Genomic DNA, 21,625 nt, shown 5'->3' with positions numbered 1-21,625 from the left:
CCGGGCCTCACAGCAGCCGTTCGAGCGGGCCTGCCGGGAGCGACAAGGTCAGCACCTTGTCGAACAGCAGGTAGACGACGACACCGAGCACGGCGCCGATGAGCAGGTCGGTCACGATCGCCTTGCGGCCGAAGGCCGCCGCTGTCGCGGCAAACAGCACCGCTGTTGCCGGAATGAAGCCGCCGCCGAAGGCGATGATCGCAATGAGCGCCGCGAAACCGCCGAGGATCAGCGCGATGGCCTTCGGGTCATAGCTCTCGCGCTCGGGAAAACCACCGCGCAGCGCCATGATCAGATTGGCGATGCCGATCACGGTCATGCCGGCCGCGACCACATAGGCCATCATCTTCGGGCCGAGGCCGTAGGTTGGCGCGAGTTCGAGTGTCGAAGAATCCCAGGCGGTCACCGCGGCAATCACCAGCAGCAGAACGGCGATCGCGATGCCCGCGCGGTCGACCTGATGCGTCTCGCTTGTGCTCATCATCGGCCCCCCCAGCCTTCGACCTCGTCTGCAGGCCGGCGTTCAGCCGGCCCGGTGATGCTGCCGCCGGTTATTTGACCAGTCCGACGGTCTTCATCGCAGTGGCGACGCGGGTCTGCTCGTTCGCCAGGAACTTGGCGAATTCGTCACCCGACATGTAGGCGTCGTCCCAGCCCTTCTGCTTGAGGATTTCCTTCCAGGCGTTGGACTTCACCATCTTCTCGACGACCTCGCCGAGCGCCTTCTTCTGCGCGTCGTTGATGCCGGGTGCGCCGAACACCGAGCGCCAGTTGGTGAGAACGAGATCGACGCCCTGCTCCTTGAAGGTCGGGATGTCGTAGCCGGGCATCCGGTTTGGCGAGGTCACACCGATGGCGCGAAGTTTGCCGGCCTTGATCTGGCCCTCGTATTCCGACACGCCGGAAATGCCGGCCGTGACCTTGCCACCGAGGATGGCAGCAAGCGATTCGCCGCCGCCGGAGAACGGTACGTAGTTGACCTTGGATGCGTCGGCGCCCACCGCGCCGACGAACAGCGCCGCCATGATGTGATCGACGCCGCCGGCGGAGCCGCCCGCGAAGGTCACCTTGGCAACATCCCTCTTCACCGCTTCGGCGAGGTCCTTGGCATCTTTGATCGGCGAGTTGGCCGGCACGACCATCACCTGGGTCTCCTCGGTGATGCGCGCGATCGGCGTGATCTGCGACATCGAGACTGGGGACTTGTTCAGCAGGATGGCGCCGACCATGACAAAGCCGTTGACCATGAGCTGGTTGCCGTCGCCCTTGGCGCCGTTGACGAACTGGGCGAGGCCAATGGTGCCGCCAGCGCCCGCGATGTTGACGACCTGCGCGCTCTTGACGAGCTTCTCGGCGATCAACGCCTGCTGCATCGAACGCGCGGTCTGGTCCCAGCCGCCGCCGGGCGCGGCCGGCGCGACAATCTTCAGCTCCATCTGGGCAACGGCCGGTGTCACGAACGAACCGGCGGCGAGCGCTGCGCCCGCAACCAGCGCGCCGCGGCAAATGCTACGGACCCACAACGACATATAGGCTCTCCCTGGACTCCCTGATGACCATTAAGAGCCGGTTTTGCGGTCAGGTCCAGAGGCGCGGTGGTTCAGAGCAAACGACCTTGGTCTAACCGGCGAGTGCAGGTCAGCCCGTGAAGCCACCGCCATCGAGGAAAGCCTGCTCCTCGGCGGTGGTCGCGCGGCCGAGCACGACATTGCGATGCGGGAAGCGGCCGAAGCGGCGGATGATATCGGCGTGCAGCTCCGCCCATTTCACATTATCGGCGTCGCCCGTTGCGCGAAACAGCGTGCAGCAACGCTCCTGATCGGCGAGCTGTTCGGAGTGCTCGAACGGCAGATAAAAGAAGGCGCGCTCCTCGACTGGCGTGGCGAGATCGAAACCGAGCGCCATGGCGCGATCGGCGATGCCGCGGGCGAGATGATCGGCCGCAAAGGCGCGGGCGCTGCCGCGGAACATGTTGCGCGGAAACTGATCGAGCACGATGACGAGGGCGAGCGCGCCTTCGCGGCTTTCTTCCCACTCCTTGAGCTGCCCCGCGGCCGCGGCCTCGTAGGTTTCGAGAAACCGTCTGCGGATCGCTTCGTCAAAAGCCGCGTCTTTTTCGAACCATTTGTCCTTGCCGGCTTCGCGCCAGAACGCGAGCACCTGGGCGTAAGACGCGATCACAGCCGGATCTCCCCGCCCTCGATGCGCTGATAGAGCTGGTCGTCGAGCCGCACGAAAGCCTTCGCGGCAGGATCGTTGAAATAGATCGGGTCGCGAACGGCCGCCGGGTTGAAGCCTTCGCGCACCAGATCGACCTTCTTCTGCTTGAAGGTCGAGGTGACTTCGAGCTCGTTCTGCAGCCGGATGAACACCGGCCGCGCGTACTCGGGCAAGTCCGCGCTGAGATGCGCATGGAGCGCGACAAGATCGCACGGACTCTTGCAGGTGATCGCTGCCATTCCGGCGCGGCCGTCGCGCCCTGTGACGGAGACGCCGTAGACATTGGCGTCCTGCACGCCGGGCAGCGCATTGATCGCTTCGGCGACTTCGGTGGTCGAGACGTTCTCGCCTTTCCAGCGGAAGGTATCGCCGACGCGGTCGACGAAATAGAAATAGCCGCGCTCGTCTTGCCGCATCAGGTCGCCTGTGCGGAACCAGACGTCGCCCTTGACGAACACATCACGCAGGATCTTGTTTTCGTTCTGCGTCGAGGCCGCGTAACCTTCGAAGCGGTTGGCTGGTTTCGATGGATCGTTGACGATGCGGCCGATGACCTCGCCCGGTTCGTTCGGCGCGCAGGTCTCGCAGAAGCCTTGCGCATTGCGCATCGGCTGCTGCTTCTCGACATCGAAGCGCACGACCGCGACCGGAAAGCGATGCGCCGCAAACCACGGCACGCGACCGACGGCGCCAGGCTTGCCGTCGCAATTGAAGATGTTCACGTTGCCTTCGGTCGCGCCGTAGAATTCGAGAATTTTCGGAATGCGGAAACGCTGCTGGAATGCCTCCCAGAGGTCGGGGCGCAGGCCGTTGCCGCAGGCCAGCCGGATCTTGTGTCGCGTTTCGTTCGGGTTCTGCGGCGAATTGGCAAGATAGCGGCACAGCTCACCGATGTACTGAAACATCGTGCAGTCGTTCTTCGCCACGTCGTCCCAGAATTCGCGGACCGAGAATTTTTCCCGGACCACCACCGAGCCGCCGCTGACCAGCATCGCGCCGGTCGCCACCACGCCGCCGGCGGTGTGATACATCGGCAGGCAGTCATACATGCGATCGTCGGGCTTTACGTTCATCATGCCGGCGAAGCCGTTGGCGGCGAGCATGATGCGGTAGTGATTGATGTTGGCGGCCTTTGGCAGACCTGTGGTGCCCGACGTGTAGATGTAGAGCGCGCGGTCTTCGATGGTGAGCGTCGGCCGCTCCGATGCGGCGAGTGCGTCACCCGGCAACGCGTCGACCGCGGTGTCGATGCGGGGCCACTCCGCGCTTTCGCCGTGCGACCAGATCTCGGCTTTGGATTTCAGCAGTCCCTGTGCTGTGGCGAACACGCCGTTGAGTTCGCTCGCGACGATGATGTGTTTCGGCTCGACGATGTCGATGCAGTGGGCGAGCGAGGGGCCGACCAGGTTGATGTTGATCAGCGCGACGACCCCGCCGGCGCTGGTGATGCCGAGCCAGGCTGCCATGTATTCCGGCCGATTCGGCATCAGCAGGCAGACGGTCTCGCCCTTGGCCAGATTCTGCTGCCGCGCCCAGCGTGCATAGCGGTTGGCGCGTTCTCCGAGCGCGCGGTAGCTGAAGCGCTCGCGCTCGGAGATCAGCGCAGGCGCGTCGCCGAAGCGTCCGGCGGCCTCGGCGAGCACGACCGGAAACACCCGCGCCGGATGCTTCGCGATCGGTGTGGTCAAGCGGAGCGCGCGAAACGCGCTCATCGCGTAGACGATGTCGCCCCTCAGCCGATCGAAGAATTCCATGAGAGCCGAAGCAGGTTCGCAAAGCGGCTCGATTCGCCGCCGTTCGCGGATGTACTAGCACCAAAGGGTTGCGCAACCCTCAACCGAACCGGGCCATGCCGTGTGCGCTGCACACTGCGACAAAAGTGATCGCGTCAGCGGCGGACCGGGGTGGGTGCGGCCGCAGTGGCCGTGCCAGGTGCGGCATGCGGCGCGACAGCAGCGCGCTTAGCCGCGGCAGCGATCGCAAGCTTCGGCCGTGGCCGCGGCAGCGGCACGTCGACCGTGGTCCGGGCGTCCGGCGTGGCGGTGAGCGGGGCCGGTTCGTTTTTGGCGGCGGCTGGCGCAAACGCCATCATCGGATTGTAGATCTCGCCCGAAATCGGCCGGGCGGCCGGCGCAGATGCAGCGGTTTGAGCCGGCAACACTTGCGGCTTTGCGGCCGGGGCCGCAGCCGGCGCGGTCGAGGCAATCGTCGCGGCCGCCGGATCGTCCGGCAGTGGCGCGGTGTGCGGATCGCGGATCATGGCCTCGGTCTTGCCGCCCTTGCCCTTCGCGAGCTTCGAGAGCTTGGTCCGCGCTTCGGCGAACTGGGTCTCGGCGGCCTTCTTGGCGGCACCGAGGAACACCGCGATGGTCTGTACGGCGCCCGGCCGCTCCTTGAGAAGCGTGGAGGCCTTGCCGCTGCTCGCGGGCAGATTGGACAGCGTCATCTGCGGATCTTCGCTGGTCTCGTCGTCGGCCTCTTCGGCGGCTGGCCGCTTGCGGTGCGGCCCGCACATCTCATCGCGCAGGTCCGGTGGCGACATGTCGACGGTCTTGATCTGCTCCACGGTGCCGAGCGACGGCGTGAGCCAGGACAGCGCGCCGCGGTTGAAGCCGCGCTCCAGGAGCCCTGCGGCCTTGGCGCCGCGATAAGGCGAGGACTTGGCGCCGAGCACGACTGCGATCAGCCGCTTGTTGTTGCGCGTCGCCGACGCGACCAGGTTGAAGCCCGATGCGCAGATGAAGCCGGTCTTCATGCCGTCGGCGCCGTCATAGCGGCCGATCAGCGTGTTGTAGTTGCGCATCACCTTTTTGCCCAACTGAATCGCCGGAATGTGCCAGTACATGTCGTATTCCGGAAAATCGTGGATCAGCGCGCGGGCGAGAATGCCGAGGTCGCGCGCCGAGGTGATCTGCTCGTCGGCCGGCAGGCCGTTCGGATTGACCCAATGCGACTGCGTCATGCCGAGGTTGCGGCTGGTCTGGATCATCTCGGACGCGAAGGCCTCGACGGAGCCGGAGGTGCCTTCGGCGAGCACCACGGCCATGTCGTTGGCCGACTTGACCATCAGCATCTTCAGCGCGTTGTCGACGGTGAGCTGGGTGCCGGGCTTGAAGCCCATCTTCGACGGCGCCTGCGAGGCGGCACGGGCCGAAACAGTGTAGAGGTTGTCGAGGGTGATGCGCTTGTTCTTCACCGCCTGCAGCACGACATACATCGTCATCAGCTTGGACAGCGAGGCCGGATACCACGGCACGCCGGCGTTCTCTGCGTACAGCACCTTGCCGGTGTCAGCTTCGATCAGCAGTGCGGCCTCGGTCGGCGACGAGGCCTGCGCCGCGCCGGCCAGGGTCGTGCTGGTGAGGGCGAGAGCCGCGACGAACATCAAGGGGCGCTTCGACGACACGAATTTCACTGGCGGGTCCGTTCTGTTGTCCGGCCTCGAAACGAATGTGGGATCACCCGATAGTTCCACTATCTAAACCACAGGCCAAGCGTCAGGAAAAGGCGTCAGGAAAAGCGCACAGTCTTGTCGCGCTGGACCCGGGTTCATGGTTTATCGTGGAACCGGGCTTGAACCAGTCCGAAGCGTGGTAAATTCCATTTCCAAAGGAAAGCGACCAAAATTCGGCACAGGAGACCGTCATGACCGGCTGCATCGTGGGTTGGGCGCATACGCCGTTCGGCAGACTCGATGGCGAAACCGTCGAAAGCCTGGTGGTCAAGGCCGCCAATGGCGCGCTCAAGGACGCCGGGATCGAAGCAAAAGATGTGGACGAGATCGTGCTCGGCCATTTTAACGCGGGGTTCTCGGCGCAGGATTTCACAGCCTCGCTGGTGCTGCAGGCGTCGCCCGATCTGCGTTTCAAGCGTGCCTTGCGCGTGGAGAATGCCTGCGCCACCGGTTCAGCCGCCGTTCATCTTGGCTTGCGGTCGCTTGCCGCCAAGTCGGCACGCATCGTCCTTGTGGTCGGCGTCGAACAGATGACCACGACGCCCGGTCCTGAGATCGGCAAAAACCTGTTGAAAGCGTCCTACGTGCGCGAGGAGGCCGACATCGAAGGCGGCTTCGCCGGCATTTTCGGCAAAATTGCGGGACTCTATTTCCAACGCTGGGGCGATCAGTCCGACGCGCTGGCGATGATTGCCGCGAAGAACCACAAGAACGGCGTCGGCAATCCTTACGCGCAGCTGCGCAAGGATCTCGGTTACGACTTCTGCCGCACCGTGAGCGACAAGAACCCGTTTGTCGCGGGGCCGTTGAAGCGCACCGACTGTTCGCTGGTGTCCGACGGCGCGGCCGCCGTGGTGCTGGCCGATGTCGAGACCGCGCTGCAGCTGAAGAAGGCGGTGGCGTTTCGTGCCACGGCGCACGTGCAGGACTTCCTGCCGATGTCGAAGCGCGACATCCTGAAGTTCGAAGGCTGTACGCTTGCCTGGCAGCGCGCACTGAAGGATGCCGGCATCACGCTCGACGATCTGTCGCTGGTCGAGACACACGACTGCTTCACGGTTGCCGAGCTGATCGAATACGAAGCGATGGGCCTTGTGCCGGAAGGGCAGGGCGCGCGCGCCATCAAGGAAGGCTGGACCCAGAAGGGCGGCAAGCTGCCGGTCAATCCGTCGGGCGGATTGAAAGCCAAGGGCCATCCGATCGGCGCGACAGGGGTGTCGATGCATGCGCTCTGCGCCATGCAGTTGACGGGCACGGCGGGCGACATCCAGGTGCGCGACGCCAAGCTCGCCGGCATTTTCAACATGGGCGGCGCGGCCGTGGCGAATTACGTGAGCGTGCTGGAGCGGATCAAGTAGCTCGTTCATCCGACGTTGCATCGGCAAACTCCGTCGTCATTCCGGCTGCCGCGAAGCGGCGATCCGGAATCCAGTTCTGGAGAAAACGCCTGCTTGTCTGGATTCCGGGTTCGCGCCCATAGCGCGTCGAAGACGCGCGTAAACGCGCTGATGGGCGCGCCCCGGAATGACCGTGTGGAGAGAACGTCACGCACTTTGCATATTTTGTTGTCATGCAGACATGCGTCCTCGGCTCCACGCGATGGATCGCGCGGATCGCCAGATTTCCCTGTCGGTTTTCCGGGCCTGGCCCGGTTTCTTTCATGCCTCCCTGAGGGAGGCGGAGCGCCGAAACGGCGCAGGTCTCACTGGGGCACCTTGCGAAGGCACCCCGCCCGCCCTTGCGAGGGCAGGCGCGCCTTCCGGCGCTCCACCGCGGCGATTTATTGCGATACCGCCGTTCGAGATTCGATCGGACGGTGCGGGACGAACCCTTCACCTAAGGCCGCGTTGCCTTGGCCCTTCACCCGATCGCGCCCTGCCACTGAAGGCGGCCCCCTCATCGGGGACGGACGATGGCATCGCACCCTGGGACGTGGTTACGGGCCACGTCTGCAGGCGCCACACCCTGCTCCGCCAAATAGACGTCCCTAGTCGACGCCCTCAACGAGCAAGGCAAGCCAACACATAACATGAACATTTTCGTGCGTCAACGGCAGAGACAATCCGCGCCTTCCGATCACAACGGTGGCTGCGGTCGCCTTCATGCATCGAGCGGTCAATTCGGCCGCTCAAGGTGTGGTCGATGGTTCCGGGCGAATTCTGGTCCAGAATGACCAGTCCCAATTGCAATTCGACCGGCAACTGGTTGCGGCGATGACCTCATTCGTGCCGGCCGGCAAGTCCACCGTGGCTTCGACGATGCCGCGATCCTTTGCTGTCGTCTTTGGATCAAGACATCGCTCGAAGAGAACACCGCCGGCGCCTGGCAGCCTCACACTGAAGCATACGCCGTCGGTGTCTCCGCTGTCATAGGCCCCCGCGCGAATCCCGAATCCAAGCCGCACCCGGGTAGCCCCCTCCGTCGCAACCGCGATCTCAGAAGGCGCATGCGCGAAGATGCCTTCCGGTGAATCAACAAGATAAGGAGGGTTGGGTTTCAGCCGGGACTTGGCGGCACGCAGATCTTCCATTCGATCGTTCAGGCTGTCCAGAAAGCGGGTTCCGGTCGCCGCCCGTCTCAGAGGTTCGAGGTCAAGCGAGGCAAAACGAAATCGAATCGAACGATCATAGAAATATGAATAGCCCGCGGAGCCGGTCACACGAATGGCAACAGGCCACGAACTTGGCGGAAAATCAGCCAATATGCCGTTCGCCAGGTTGGCGTAGTCCGCGACACTGTTCACTGTCGGCGAGAGAAGCACACCTTCGCGATGAATGTCCGGGATCAGACGATAGCGGCTTTGCGCTCCGTCCGAAAAAGTAAGTTCCAAATTCAGTTCGGGTAGCTTCAACAAAATCGCGGCCAGACGGCCTATCAAATTCGGCCGTACGTCGATCGACACAAATTCCGGCTGTCCGCGCCGAGGAAACGCAACCGCTTCTTCGAAACTGCCCTGGATATCCACGCTGTCATTCAAGATCGATTGAAGCGCGACGTCGCGGCGTTTGAGCAGCAAATAGTCCTGTGTCCAATCCGAGGTTTCATACCGCGTCAGAAACAATGGCCAGAGCGGTCCTTCGGCCGAAGCCGGATGTCGTCCATCAATGGAGCCTGGTTGGAACAGAAAATAATCCGGCGCTCGATCGCCGCTGAAGAAGGCGCGGTTGCGCGCAATCAGAGGCTGAGAATAGGTGTTGTATTCCTGTACGGTGGGGCGCGGACGATAGTTCAATCCGTTCGCGATGACCTCGGCTTGGGCCGATGGAAGGATATCGACAGTGCCTGCGAGCGCGGGCAACGGTTTCGCCGCCTTCACGGCTTCGACTGCGCTGGCTTGGCGCGCCTGCCGCGCACTCAACCATGCGGCCGGTGACCGGATCAACTCGAGCCCGGCGTTCGCCTGTGTCAACACCTGTGCCAGAACCGCAGCCGGGGGAGCGACATACGATCTGTTCTGATCGACGTAGTACCGGTGCCCCAAATCGGCGGAGCCAATCGCAAATGCGACGTTCAGCAAAGCCCAAAGGGCATGGCCATATCCGGCAGAACGAACAGCCCAGATCATTGCGGCCAGGGAAAGGCCCGACCACGCGATCTGCCCGTGCCCATCGTGACGAACGAAACCGGCCTTCATGCATATAAAAAGGTAGAAGCCCAACACAGCCAAAAGAAGTGCAAAGGGTGCGGACCAAGTTCGTTTTCCTTCGACGGCCGCGCCGCCGACAAACAACAAGGCGATCGTCGCCCACACGGCAACCTCGGCAAATCTGCCGTTCAAGGCCATCGCCACCGTGTAGCCTGCGGCCACTTCCGTATAGGAGATGAGAAACGCGACCAGCCCGGTCAGTGTCCCGCCGGTCGAAAGAAACAGCCCAACGATACTCAGACCAAAAACGATTGTGGAACACGGGGCCTGCCGGGAGGACACCCGCATCAAATCGCTGAGCACCACGGAAACGACGGCAAGCGGGAACACCGAGAATTTTGCGAGTGAAAGCGCCGCCATCACGAATGGCAACAGGATTTCAATCGATCTCGATCGCGGGGCCTGGAACGTACTGACCGCCAACAGCAGGCAGACGAAAAACATCAAACTATTGAAATCCAAGAATGCAACCGTACTCAGCAAAAGGATGCTTGCGAGCGCGAGCGCCCAATGACCCCAGCCCGCTTTACCAATGAGAAGGAGCCTCGCAAGGACGAGCGCGGCAATGGAAACAAAAAGAAGCCATAGCAAAACAAAGGGAATCGACAGCGCAGAAGAAAAATAGCGAGTGTAAAAATTGGATAGCGGGCCCGCCGTGAACACGAAATCGGAGCCGAAGGCCAACCCGGATTCCCGCGCCCATGTGGAAACGGCCACCCAAGATGGATCCAAGCCCGAACGCATGAATCCAAAGTCGAACGGTCTCGCCAAGCGTAAGAAAAAGAGAAATGAAATGATAAAGATGCTCACGGCCTGCGTCGTTTGGCCGAAGCCTCGTAAATTCATTCCCCGAGCGTGGTTCATTGAAAGTCGTGCCGGTCTTGGATCAGGTAAGAAAAATGCGCCAAGCTCTGACCAAGATAAAGGCCCGACAGCGCCGCAACGGCGAATGGTGAGGCGAAAGCTGTAATTGCACCCAAAAATCTTCGGGTGCCGGTGCTGGCAGTCCCCGATCGGGATCAAACGCCGGCGGCGCGCAACAGCGGGATCGCCTCTTGGCCGAACGTTTCGTGCGCCTGTTCCACTTCATCGATCGGGGCGCCCCAGTTCAGCACTGTCAGAAAATGTCCGGCGCCGATGGCCCGGCACTGTTCGACGATCTGGGACGCGGCCTGCTTCGGCGTTCCTGTGATGAATTCATCGTCGCTGACCGCGAAGCTGCCGGATTTTGCCGGGCTGTCCGGAACGTGCTGTGTGACCCTGGAATCCTGGGCCACATAGGACTGCAGGCGCGCCGCCACCGCGGTGGCGCAAGTCCGGGCCTGATCGGTTGTCGCGCCGATCGTCACGCGCCGGCGCAGCGCCAGGCAATCGGGTCCGGCGGACAAGCCTGCGGCCTTGGCTTCGTCGCGGTAGGCGTCGAAGATCGCCTTGATCGTCGCGACGGAGTTGAAACCGGTCGAAATCTTCAAGCCGCGGCGCGCGGCCCGCCGGGCGGAGTCGGGACTCACCACCGCAGTCCATCGCGGCGGCGACGGCCGCTGGAACGTTCGAGGCAGGAGTCGCAGGTTGGAAAACGAAAAATGCTTCCCCTGGTGTGAAATGACTCGCTGGCTGAGCGCCGCATCGATCGCGTCGGTGATCTCGTTGCTGCGCTCGCGCGCCTCATCCATGGTCAGACCAAGACGCGCCAGCTCCTGCGGCACGCCGACCGCGGTGCCGAGTTCGAGACGGCCGCCGGTGAGATAATCCAGCAGCCCCATTTCCTCGATCACGCGCGCGGGATGATAGTACGGTACCACCACGCCCATGACCCCGAGGCGAAGCTTGCGCGTCCGCGCGGCAACGCTCGCGATCAGAAGGTTTGGCGAGGCGGAGAACGATCCGCCGAAGTGGTGCTCGCTGAAGAAGATGCCTTCGAATCCCAGCGCCTCGTCGCGCGCCCACAAATCGAGATAGCGCGTAAAATACGCTGCCACGTCCTGCGGATCGGGATCGCGATCCTCGCCACCCAGCTCCGGAAAGAACTCGAAGACCCATGGCTTGATCATCAATCGCCCGTCCTGTTGCGCGGTGACGCCTGTAATTTCAGCGAGCCCTCCTGCGTGAGCGCGGAGGCGAGACCTTTCAGAATGCGGACGAACTGCGCGCGATGGGCGCCGACGATCCGGTCGATGTCGCGTTCGTGGGCCATCGCGGCCGCGAGCAGCTTGGCTTCCGCAGCCTTGCCTTTCGGCGTGAGCTTCAGCGCGTAAGTCCTGCGGTCGCTTTCGAGCCGCTCTCTGGTCACGTATCCCTGCCGGCAGAGATCGTCGAGCACGGGCGTCAGGCTCGACGTGTTGCGGCGTAACGCCGCCGCAAGCTCGCCCTGGGTGAGCCCGGAATTGGCGCCGATCAGCGACAGCACCGCAAAACGCCACGGCCGCGCGTCCGCGCCGTTCGCCTTTCGCGAATAGGCCTGGAAGGCGGCCTCCTGCGCGGTGCGCAGATAGAAGCCGACGGTGCCGCCGAGCCAGCCCAGTTTGACCGGCGCAGGAGCATGCGATTTCGCAGCCGTCCGCTGTTTTGTCCCTGCCGATGATCGCCGCAGCATCGAGGCCTCCCGGGTTCGAAGCCTACCAGCATATAGTTTGAGGTCAAATGGTTTGAGTCCAAACTAATGATGCCAAAAGCGCGACCGCCCGGTCCGAATGCGGGACCGGGCGGTCGTCGAGTCGCGCCGTATTTTCCAGCGTCAGGCAGACGGGCCGCTAAATCTTGAACAGCCGCTCCGCATTGCCGTGCGCGATGCGTTCGCGATCGGTCTGGGTGATCGGAATGTTGTCCAGGAACGTGCGCGCTTCCACCATCGATCCGAACGGGTGGTCGACCGAGAACATGATCCGCTCGGCGCCGACCTCGAGCAGCAGATCGAGGAACGTCGCCGGGAAATTGAAGCCCGCGAACGTGTAGTGGACGTTTTCGCGAAGATACGCGGCCAGCGGACGCTGCAGCTTGGTCATCTCCGGCGGCATATTTCTGTTGAGCCTCGGCAGCATGAAGGGAACGCCCTCGCCGAGGTGCCCGATCACGACTTGCAGTTTCGGATAACGGTCGAACACCCCGCCGAGGATCATACGGATGAGATGCACGCCGGTTTCGATGTGCCAGCCCCAGCCGGCCGACGCGAACGAGGCGCTCACCGGCGGCGAAAAGCCGCCGTACAGCGCATCGACGACGGGTTTCGTCGGCACCGTCGGGTGCAGGTAGATCGGCACATTGAGGGCCTCGGCGCGCTCCAGGATCGGCGAAAAGAACTTGTCGTCGAGATAGCGGCCGCGGCTGTGGCCGTTGATGAGCGTGCCCTTGAAGCCCTGCTTGATCCGGCGGTCCAACTCCTCGGCGGCTTGATCAGGAGCCGCGACCGGCAGGCAGACGAAGCCCGCGAAGCGCTTTGGATTCCTCTTCACCACATCGGCGAGAAAATCGTTCGTGTCGCGGGACAATACGACCTGATCGGACGCTTCAGCCTGCTCGACGCCGGGAGAATTCAGCGAAAGCACCTGCATGTCGATGCCGGCGGCGTCCATCTCCGCCAACCGTCCATCGCCGACGTCCTGAAGCTGCTGAAAAATTTTCACGCCGGGAGGGCCACGTCGCTGGAGTCCTTCAACAAAGCCCTTGCCCGGCCCGGAAATGAATCCGGGCGTGATGAAGTGTTCTTCGAGGGTGATGGTCCGGAGTTTCGACTTCGGCTTTGGCGCCTCGCTCGTGTTTTCGCGATTGGCCTGCGCAAATGTCTGCGATGGGATCGTTGTCGATGCAGCGCCGGCAGATGCGGCGTAGATGAAGTCGCGGCGGTTCATGGCAGTCCTCCCAATTCAAAGCCGGCTCATGCGATGCCAGCCGGCGTCAATTATCGTGGCATCCTGTCCCGTCGCAGGATGTTAGGCAATCGGGCCGAATGAAGAGGTGACGGTTCAGACCACGTTCCGCATGTCCTTGAGCCGCCCGTCGGCGAAGGCGCGGAGATTGTGCACCATCAGCGGAAAGGCCTGCTCGGGATAGCGATCGCTCATGCCGCCGATGCGCGGCGTCATGATCACGTTGGGCATCGACCAGAGCGGGTTGTCGGGTGCCGGCGGCTCCTCGGCGAACACGTCGAGGCCGGCGCCAGCGATGCGGCCGTCCTGAAGGCGGCGGATCAGCGCTGCCTCGTCGATCACGTCGCCGCGCGCGATGTTGATGATGAACGACGAAGGCTTCATCGCCGCGAGGACGTCATCGCTGATCATGTGCTGCGTCTCGGCGGTGAGAGGCACGAGCACCACGAGGAAGTCGGCGAGCGCGGCGGCGTCCTTGAGCTTCGTTCGTGGAAACACCTTGTCGAAGCCGGGAATTTTGGGCCGCGCGTCGCTGACGCCGACGATCTTCATGCCGAACGCCCGGCAGCGGTCGGCCAAGCACTCGCCGATCTGGCCCACGCCGATGATCACCACGGTCTTTTCCTGCAGCACCGGCTGAGGCCAGCGCTCCCACTTCGCCGCGGCTTGATTGCGCTGCATCTGCGGCAAGCGGCGCGACAACGCGATCATGTTCATGATCGCAAGCTCGGACATCTGCGGGCCGTGGATGCCGCGTCCATTGGTCACGAGCACGTTCTTCCGCAGATGCTTGAGGCCGTTCAGGTGATCGGTGCCGGTCGTCAGCGCCGCAATCCAGCGCAGCTTCGGCATCGCGGTCAGAAGATCGTCCGAGACGTGATGCGCCAATGCGACAAGCACCTCGGCATTCCCGCCCAGGCGCAAGGCTTCGGCGGTATCGGCGGTGTCGTGGATTTTCAGGTCGGGGAACTCACGACGTAACGCCGCGGCGTTGATGTGGCTTCCGTTCTCGAAAACCAGAACTTCCATTTTTATTCCCCCAACCCGGATTTTTCTCTGTGCGGAAAATTAGTTTCATTTTGTTGCGATGACATCGCAGCGTAATTTCTATGACAACGCAACGTAACATGGACTCGCAATCTTCTCGTCCGGGGCGCGACTGCACCGAACAACGGTGCCAACCAGGATGGAAGACCATGCTTCATTCAAAATTTCGATGGACGGTGAGTGCGTTGGCGCTCGCCGGAGCCGTGGGTCTGGGCAGTTTCCCCGCGCATGCGGACACCATCAAGAAGGTGTTCGTGATCGCGATGGAGAACCACAATTGGACGCAGCCGAGCACGCAAACCAGCCCCGGACAGATCTTTCAGAATCCGGCTGCGCCTTTCATGAACAGCCTGGTGAATGGCACCTCCGGCATCAGCAGCCAGGTCGCCTTTGCGAATGGCTATATCAACGCTGCCGTGGGTGATCACCCGTCGGAGCCCAACTACATCTGGTCCGAAGCGGGCACCAATTTCGGCGTGGCTAACGACGACAATCCCTACCACGCCGACTGCACCCCCGACACCGTCCAGTCGACCACTCAGCACCTGAGCACCTATCTGACGACGGCCCGGAAGTCGTGGCGGTCGTATCAGGAAGACATCAATGTGGACGCCACCAACACGCCGCTGCCACAGAGTCAGTGGACCGTTCCGCTGTTCAGCACGAGTGGCAGCTACACCGCTCCTGGAACCAATGCGTACAACTATTCGAAGCAGTTCAACTACGCGGCCAAGCACAACCCGATGGTGTTCTTCACCGACACCGCCGGTGGCTGCGATAAAACAACCTCGAACCCGATGCGGCTGAATTATCCGCCGCTGCAGCAGCTGGCGCTCGATCTGGCGAGCAATAACGTCGCCGACTACACCTGGATCACGCCGAACCAGTTCAACGACGCGCACTCGTCGCTGTCCACCGGCTTCGGATCATACACGGGTGATCAATCTGCGATCGCGACGGGAGACAATTTCCTGGCCCGCACGATACCTTTGATCATGGCCTCGGACGCCTATCAGGACCATGGCGCAATCCTGGTGTGGTGGGATGAGAGCGAGGGCGGAGACGATTCCAGCCGCAAAATTCCCTTCATGGTCATTTCGAAGTCCGCGCACCCGAACGTGAAGGGGGTGCCGTACTCGAACACGATCCAGTATTCGCACTCCTCGACGCTGCGCACGATGCAGGAAATCTTCCACGTCGATCCCCCGCACGGCTACCCCTTCCTGGGTGCCGCGGCGACGGCGACCAACCTGTCGGATCTGTTCGCGCAGGGCACAATCAAGTAGCCTTTGATCACGAGGCGTAATCTTTCAAGGCGAAGGGGCATGCACTCCGGTGCATGCCCCTTTGTTGTCTTGACTAAGCGATGTCGGGCGCCGACCGAGGCGATTACTGCGCGGCGTCTTCGGCGGCGACCGGCGCCGCCGCATCGGCCGCAGGCGCAGCGCCTGTGTCATCGGCGATCAGGAACTGGGCGCGGGCGAGCTCGGTGAAGGCGCCGCCGCGGCGCAGGAGTTCGTCATAGGTGCCGCTCTCGACGACGCGGCCGTGCTCGAACACCAGGATGCGGGTGGCGTTGCGGACGGTGGAAAGGCGGTGCGCGATCACGAAGGTGGTGCGGTCGCGCATCAGCTCGTCGAGCGCGGTCCACACCTTCACCTCGGTGGTGGCGTCGAGCGCGCTGGTCGCTTCGTCGAGAATGAGAATCGGCGGGTTCTTCAGAAGTGCGCGCGCGATCGACAGCCGCTGACGCTCGCCGCCCGACAGCATGCGGCCCCGCTCGCCGACCGGCGCCTCGAAGCCCTGGGCGTGGCTCCGGATGAACTCCAGCGCCTGCGCGCGCTCGGCCGCGACGCGGATCTCCTCGTCGGTGGCGTCCGGCTTGCCGACTCGCAAGTTCTCGGCAATCGAGCGGTTGAACAGCAGCACCTCCTGGAACACCACGCCGATGTTGCGGCGAAGCCCCTCGAGCTTCAGCCCGCGGATGTCCATGCCGTCCAGCTTGATGGTGCCGGACTGCGGATCGAATACGCGATGCAGCAGCGCCAGAGCGGTCGTTTTGCCGGCGCCGGTGGGACCGACCAGCGCGATGATCTCGCCGGGCAGTGCCGTGAAGCCGAGATCGCTGACCGCGGGGCGCTTGCCGTCGTAGGAAAACGACACGTCGGAGAATTCGACCAGGCCGCGGACCCGGCCGGGATCGACCGCGTCGGGCCGGTCGCGCACGGCTGGCACGGTGTCGGCGACCTCGAAGAACTCTTTCAGCCGCGGCGCGTCCTGCACCAGGCGGTTGGCGAAGCTCACGGCGAATTCCAGGCGGTTGATCACCAGACCGGCAAAGCTCGTGAAGGTGACGATCTCACCCACGGTGGTCAGGCCATGAATGTTTAGCCAGATGCCGACCACAAAGATCGAAAGCACCGTGAGCGTGGTCGAGGCGCGCGTCAGCACAGCGCCGATCGCCCACCACGACAGCACCGGCAGCTGGGCGCTGAGCAGCCGGTTGACGATGTCCTTGATGCCTGAGACCTCAAGCTCGACCCGGGCAAAGCTCTGCACCAGTGCGACGTTGCCGAGCGTGTCGGATGCGCGTTCGGCGAGTTCGCCATAGTGGCGCTCGGCGGCGCTCTGGCCTTCCTCGGCGCGGCGCACCACCAGCACCGTCAGCGCGGCGAACACGATGCAGAGCAGGATCAGCAGCAAAGCGAGCCGCCAGTTTAGGAACAGCGACAGCGGCAGCAGGATCACCAGTGACACGAAGGCGGCGAGATGCTCGCGAAAGAAACCGAGCCACAGCCACCACATGGCGTCGGTGCCCGACAGCATGATCTTGAGCATCCGGCCCGAGTGAATGGTGCCGTGGAAGCTCATCGGGAGCTGCAGAATGTGTTCGAAATACCGGCTCATCACCACGTGGCGCTGGCGGTGCGAGAGGCGGTCGGCATGCAGCGCGACCAGCGCGCCGCAGACGATGGCGAACAGGCCGAAGGCGACCCAGGCGCCGAGCAGCGTGACGACATCGGTCCAGGCCGGCGCCACATTCCGGTTCTGTGCGCCGGAAAGCGCGTCGACGATACGGCCGAACAGGATGGGTTCCGCAAACTGGGCCGCAGCCAGCGACAGGTTGGCGATCCCTAGAGTCCAGGCGAGGCGGGACTCGTCTCCGAGCATTTCCAGAACGCGCGTGTACAAACGAACAAAATTCATCGTGATATGCTTGTTTTGTAATTGTTTGGGCTGCGTCGCGGTGCGCCGTGTGGTTGGTCCGATGGTGTAGGGGTTTCCCCGGCCCTTTGGCAGTCTTTGGCGAACCTTAACACGATTTGGAAGCGGGTTTTCCAGATAGCCGGCGCTTGCCCGAGCCGGCCAAATTCACCATTTATGTCGAAAGAGGGACCGGTGCGACGTCTTACTTTATTTCCGCATGGTAGAAATGGATTATAAGATGCCCTAGGATTCTAAACGTCGTGCACAGTGTGCGACCCGAATTTGAACCATCGCGGCTGACAAACGCGGATCCTGAGAGCCCCGGGCTGATCGACATGGCGACTGCGCTGCCATCAAGGGCCAACCTGGTATGACCAATATCCCGACCGATTTGCTGCGGACCTTGATAGCCGTGGTCGACCTGCGGAGCTTCACCAAGGCTGCGCAATCGCTCGGTGTGACACAGCCGGCCGTCAGCGCACAGATCAAACGCCTCCAGGGCATGCTCGGCGCCGACCTCCTGGACAAGAGCGCGCCGGGCGTCAGCCTCACGTCGTCGGGCGAGCTCGTGGTCAACTATGCGCGGCGGCTGCTCTCGATCAACGATCAGATCCTGGACATCGCGAGCCCGAAGATCGAGACCAAGACAATCCGGGTCGGTGCGACCGGAGACATCACGGCGGCGGCCGTGGCGGCCGGCATCGGTGCGGTGCGTGCGAGCCAGCCGGATTTGCAGTTCCATCTTTACGTCGCGGGCGCCGACGACCTGCTGCGCGATCTTCGCGAAGGCGAGACCGATCTGGCGATCTGGGCCTCGTCGACCGGGCCATCGCTGGATACGCGCTACTTCTGGACCGAGCCGATGGTCTGGGTCCGGGCGCCGTCGATGGAGATCGAATCGAACCGGCCGGTGCCGCTCGCGTCCTATGGCGAGGATCACCTGTTCGGTCGCATCGGCATCAACGCGCTCAGCCAGGCCAACCGCGGCTACGAGAGAGTTTTCACGTCCTTGAGTCTGGTGGCGCTCGGCAACGTCGTTGCCGCCGGCGCCGCCGTGATGGCTCTGCCGAGGAGCCGCGCCAGCCTGCCGGGCCTCGAGGTGTGGGAGGACGCGCCGCTGCCGAAGCTGCCGGATGTCTTCCTCGGCCTCTATGTGCGCGATGGCGCCGATATGCAGGAGCGCGAGGCAATCGCTGAGGCGATCGTTGCGGCGCTCAATCCGCCGCCCGTGCCGACGAGCCTGAGCCGCGGCCATCGGACGTCGGCGGCTTGATCAATCTCTCAGCTGTCATTCCGGGGCGCCGCGAAGCGGCGAACCCGGAATCCAGACCATGAAAAAGAGTCTTTGCGGAACTGGATTCCGGGTTCGCGCCTATCGGCGCGCCCCGGAATGACCGCGGCAGTAGTGATAACCTAAGTCTGCGCAAATCCTGAGCGCTGGGCCCAGCGGGTCGAGCGCTGCTCCAGGATCGCCATCAGCCAGTACATCACGATGCCTTCGATCGCGAGCGCGACCAGGCCCGCGAAGATCAGCGGCACCTGAAACTGCGCCTGGGCCTGCAGCATCAGGTTGCCGATGCCGCGGTTCGACGCGATGCTTTCCGAGATCACGGAGCCGACGAAGGCCAGCGTGATCGCAATCTTCAGCGAGCCGAAGAAGTAGGGCAGCGTGCGCGGGATGCCGACCTTGCGCATGATGTCGAGCTTGCTCGCGCCAAGCGCCTTCAGCACGTCTTCAAGCTCGGGCTCGATGGTGGCAAGCCCGGTCGCCACGTTCACCACGATCGGAAAGAACGAGATCAGGAACGCGGTCAGCACGGCCGGGATGAAGCCGATGCCGAACCACAGCACCAGGATCGGCACCACGGCGACCTTTGGGATCGCGTTGAAACCGATCATCAGCGGATAAAGCCCGGCATAGATCTGCCGCGACCAGCCGATGACGAGACCGAGCAGAAGCCCGAAACCGACCGCGAGGCCGAAGCCGAGCACGGTGGTCGAGAGCGTGAACAGCGAGTTCCGGTAGATCGGACCCCAGTAGTCGACAAAGGCGTCCGCGACGGCGCTCGGCGGCGGCAGCAGGAACGAGGGAATGCCGAACAGCCGCACTGCGGCTTCCCAGATGATGAACATCGCTGCAGTGTAGAGCCACGGCGCCGCGCGGACCGTCAGCTCGCTTCGCGTCATTGCCGCGCCCGCACGATGTGGCTGCGCAACTCGTGGACGATGTCCTGGAATTCCTGCGTAAAGGTGACGTCGAGCTCACGGGGCCGCGGCAGTTCGATCTTCTTCTCGACGATCACGCGGCCCGGCCGCGCCGACATCACGAACACCCGGTCGGCGAGGAACACCGCCTCGCGCAGGTCATGGGTGACGAGGCACACCGTGATCTTGCGCGTCGCATGCAGGTCGCGGATCACGCACCACAGCTCCTCGCGGGTGAAGGCATCGAGCGCGCCGAACGGCTCGTCGAGCATCAGGAGCTGCGGCTCGTGAATGAGCGCGCGGCACAGCGAGGTGCGCTGCTGCATGCCGCCCGACAGCTCCCATGGGTATTTCTCGCCCTGGTCGCGCAGCCCCACCGAGCTCAGAAGGTTTGTGGCGCGGGCCGCATATTCGGTGCGGCGACGGCGGATTTCGCTCCGGTGCGGCTCGACGATCTCGAGCGGCAGCAGCAGGTTCTCCAGTGTGGTGCGCCAGGGCAGCAGGGTCGGCGCCTGGAACGCCATGCCGGCGATCTTGACCGGCTTGCTCACCGCTTCGCCCGCGACCTTGACGCTGCCCTTGAAGGGAAATTGCAATCCGGTGGCGAGCTTCATCAACGTGGACTTGCCGCAGCCGGACGGGCCGACCACCGCGGCGAACTCGCCCTCCTGGATGTCCAGCGTGAGACCTTCGACAGCGGGAGCGTTGGTCGCCCCGCCGTAGGCGTGGCTGACGCCCTCGAGACTGATGAACCCCGTCAAAGACAAATCCCCCTCGGAAACGTTGGCCCCGTGCCGTTCTAGTTCGCCTTGCGCTCGGCCGCAGGCGGCAGGAACGAGGCGTCGAAGGCGTCGGCGGCCTTCGGCTTGCCGTTCTTGAATTCGTAGGTCAGTGCGATCTGATCGATCGACTTGGCAAGCCGCTCCTCGACGACGGCGCCGTAGCCGTTGGCCTTCACTTCGTCGGTGAGGATGTTGTCCTTGAGCGCCATGCGCAGACGCTCGAGTTCGATCGGTTTCTTGGCGACGTCGTTGCGCTTGATCACCGAGTCGACCGCGGTTGCGGGATCCTTCGCGGTGTCCCTGAGGCCCTTGACGAGCGCGCGCAGGAAGCCTTTGACGGCGTCCGGTTTCTCGGCGGCGAATTTCGGATTCACGATGATGGTGTTGCCGTAGAGATTGACGCCGTAGTCGGCCATCAGCATCACGACGATGTCGTCGGTCGGCACGCCCATCGATTTCAGGTTGATGAAGGACGAGAATGAGAAGCCGGCGATGGCGTCGACCTGGCCGTTCTGCAGCATCGGTTCGCGCACCGGGAAGCCGACCGCTTCGATCTTCACCTTCGAGGCGTCGATCTCGTTGGCTTGCGTGAAGATCTTCCACTGCGCATAGGCGCCATCCTGCGGCGGGGCGCCGAGCACATGGCCTTCCAGGTCTTTCGGCTTGGACACGCCGCGGCTTTTCCGTCCGATGATCGAGAAGGCCGGCTTGTTGTAGACCATGAACACCGGCTTCACGGCGTTCGACGGGTTGGCGTCCCGGAACTTGATCAGCGAATTGATGTCGGCGAAGCCCATGTCGTAGGTGCCCGACGCGACGCGGTTGATCGGCTCGATCGACCCGGCTGACGTGTCGATCGTCACGTCCAGGCCTTCGGCCTTGAAGTAGCCCTTGTCGATGGCGACCAGGAACGGGGCCGAAGGCCCTTCGAACTTGAAGTCCAACGAGAACTTGATCGGGGTTTCCGCGCTGGCGGGTGCCGCGATCACCATGGCCGCAAGCGCCGCGGCGAGCATCAAGCCGGCTTCCCGGCGGCGGAACTTGCGGAACACATCCATGTCGCTACCCCTGAACGGTCGTTTGGCTCAATCCCGAAGGCCGGTCGATGGGCCGGCCCGTCGCGATCCTTGCTCAATTGCCGCACAGCAAAGAACATGCCGCTTGAAAGAGCAAGATCGCACCCTGTCCCAGGTCGCAAGGC

Annotated in this window: 17 protein-coding genes; 3 read left to right on the top strand and 14 right to left on the bottom strand. The window is 63.2% G+C overall.

Translation table 11 applies throughout. From position 1 onward, the window contains the following. Nucleotides 1-7: 7 nt before the first annotated feature. From RHPLAN_RS32925 to RHPLAN_RS38765, 5 genes are all read right to left on the bottom strand, one after another. Nucleotides 8-481, bottom strand: coding sequence for a tripartite tricarboxylate transporter TctB family protein (locus RHPLAN_RS32925; protein ID WP_084246699.1), 474 nt, complete (start codon nt 479-481; stop codon nt 8-10). 70 nt (nt 482-551) lie between these two features. Beyond that, entirely contained in the window at nt 552-1,529 is a 978-nt protein-coding gene (locus RHPLAN_RS32920) for a Bug family tripartite tricarboxylate transporter substrate binding protein (protein WP_068027670.1), read from the bottom strand. A gap of 109 nt (nt 1,530-1,638) precedes the next feature. Next, the gene (locus RHPLAN_RS32915; protein ID WP_068027668.1) at nt 1,639-2,181 is read right to left on the bottom strand and encodes a DUF924 family protein; all 543 of its coding nucleotides are present in this window, start codon (nt 2,179-2,181) and stop codon (nt 1,639-1,641) included. Then, nucleotides 2,178-3,974, bottom strand: coding sequence for a long-chain-acyl-CoA synthetase (locus RHPLAN_RS32910; protein WP_068027665.1), 1,797 nt, complete (start codon nt 3,972-3,974; stop codon nt 2,178-2,180). Before RHPLAN_RS32910 ends, RHPLAN_RS32915 begins: the two co-directional genes overlap by 4 nt. Nucleotides 3,975-4,108: 134 nt before the next feature. Beyond that, nucleotides 4,109-5,605, bottom strand: coding sequence for a D-alanyl-D-alanine carboxypeptidase family protein (locus RHPLAN_RS38765; RefSeq protein ID WP_084246697.1), 1,497 nt, complete (start codon nt 5,603-5,605; stop codon nt 4,109-4,111). Between the two features lie 260 nt (nt 5,606-5,865). Between RHPLAN_RS38765 and RHPLAN_RS32900 the strand changes: the two genes are divergently transcribed. After that, a complete protein-coding gene (locus tag RHPLAN_RS32900) occupies nt 5,866-7,032 on the top strand; it encodes an acetyl-CoA acetyltransferase (protein ID WP_068027662.1) in 1,167 nt (388 codons plus the stop codon). Nucleotides 7,033-7,802: 770 nt separating this feature from the next. Here the strand turns inward: RHPLAN_RS32900 and RHPLAN_RS32895 are convergent. The 5 genes from RHPLAN_RS32895 to RHPLAN_RS32875 form a co-directional block, all read right to left on the bottom strand. Beyond that, complete coding sequence (locus RHPLAN_RS32895; RefSeq protein ID WP_157100638.1) at nt 7,803-10,130, bottom strand: hypothetical protein; 2,328 nt, start codon at nt 10,128-10,130, stop codon at nt 7,803-7,805. Between the two features lie 209 nt (nt 10,131-10,339). Next, nucleotides 10,340-11,371, bottom strand: coding sequence for an LLM class flavin-dependent oxidoreductase (locus RHPLAN_RS32890; protein ID WP_068027657.1), 1,032 nt, complete (start codon nt 11,369-11,371; stop codon nt 10,340-10,342). Beyond that, nucleotides 11,371-11,913, bottom strand: coding sequence for a MarR family winged helix-turn-helix transcriptional regulator (locus RHPLAN_RS32885; protein ID WP_068027654.1), 543 nt, complete (start codon nt 11,911-11,913; stop codon nt 11,371-11,373). Before RHPLAN_RS32885 ends, RHPLAN_RS32890 begins: the two co-directional genes overlap by 1 nt. A gap of 157 nt (nt 11,914-12,070) precedes the next feature. Beyond that, the gene (locus RHPLAN_RS32880; protein WP_084246065.1) at nt 12,071-13,165 is read right to left on the bottom strand and encodes an amidohydrolase family protein; all 1,095 of its coding nucleotides are present in this window, start codon (nt 13,163-13,165) and stop codon (nt 12,071-12,073) included. Nucleotides 13,166-13,279: 114 nt separating this feature from the next. Beyond that, nucleotides 13,280-14,212 (bottom strand): D-2-hydroxyacid dehydrogenase, encoded by a 933-nt coding sequence (locus tag RHPLAN_RS32875; RefSeq protein WP_068027651.1) that lies wholly within the window; start codon nt 14,210-14,212, stop codon nt 13,280-13,282. Between the two features lie 167 nt (nt 14,213-14,379). On the opposite strand from RHPLAN_RS32875, the gene RHPLAN_RS32870 reads away from it, so the two are divergent. Next, nucleotides 14,380-15,516, top strand: coding sequence for an alkaline phosphatase family protein (locus RHPLAN_RS32870; RefSeq protein ID WP_084246063.1), 1,137 nt, complete (start codon nt 14,380-14,382; stop codon nt 15,514-15,516). A 103-nt stretch (nt 15,517-15,619) separates the two neighbouring features. Here the strand turns inward: RHPLAN_RS32870 and RHPLAN_RS32865 are convergent, their stop codons facing one another. Further along, nucleotides 15,620-17,437 (bottom strand): glucan ABC transporter ATP-binding protein/ permease, encoded by a 1,818-nt coding sequence (locus tag RHPLAN_RS32865; protein ID WP_068027645.1) that lies wholly within the window; start codon nt 17,435-17,437, stop codon nt 15,620-15,622. Between the two features lie 370 nt (nt 17,438-17,807). Between RHPLAN_RS32865 and RHPLAN_RS32860 the strand changes: the two genes are divergently transcribed. Continuing rightward, on the top strand, nt 17,808-18,710 hold the full coding sequence (locus tag RHPLAN_RS32860) for a LysR family transcriptional regulator (RefSeq protein WP_068027642.1): 903 nt from the start codon (nt 17,808-17,810) through the stop codon (nt 18,708-18,710). Nucleotides 18,711-18,850: 140 nt separating this feature from the next. On the opposite strand, the gene RHPLAN_RS32855 is transcribed toward RHPLAN_RS32860, so the two are convergent. From RHPLAN_RS32855 to RHPLAN_RS32845, 3 genes are read right to left on the bottom strand one after another with little or no spacing between them, the layout of a single operon-like run. Next, complete coding sequence (locus RHPLAN_RS32855) at nt 18,851-19,624, bottom strand: ABC transporter permease (protein ID WP_068027639.1); 774 nt, start codon at nt 19,622-19,624, stop codon at nt 18,851-18,853. Continuing rightward, the gene (locus RHPLAN_RS32850) at nt 19,621-20,403 is read right to left on the bottom strand and encodes an ABC transporter ATP-binding protein (RefSeq protein WP_068027638.1); all 783 of its coding nucleotides are present in this window, start codon (nt 20,401-20,403) and stop codon (nt 19,621-19,623) included. Before RHPLAN_RS32850 ends, RHPLAN_RS32855 begins: the two co-directional genes overlap by 4 nt. Nucleotides 20,404-20,441: 38 nt before the next feature. After that, nucleotides 20,442-21,482, bottom strand: coding sequence for an ABC transporter substrate-binding protein (locus RHPLAN_RS32845; RefSeq protein WP_237179958.1), 1,041 nt, complete (start codon nt 21,480-21,482; stop codon nt 20,442-20,444). Nucleotides 21,483-21,625 lie beyond the last annotated feature (143 nt).

Source organism: Rhodoplanes sp. Z2-YC6860 (assembly GCF_001579845.1).
Lineage (GTDB): Bacteria > Pseudomonadota > Alphaproteobacteria > Rhizobiales > Xanthobacteraceae > Z2-YC6860.
This window is presented reverse-complemented; position numbering and strand designations above follow the sequence as displayed.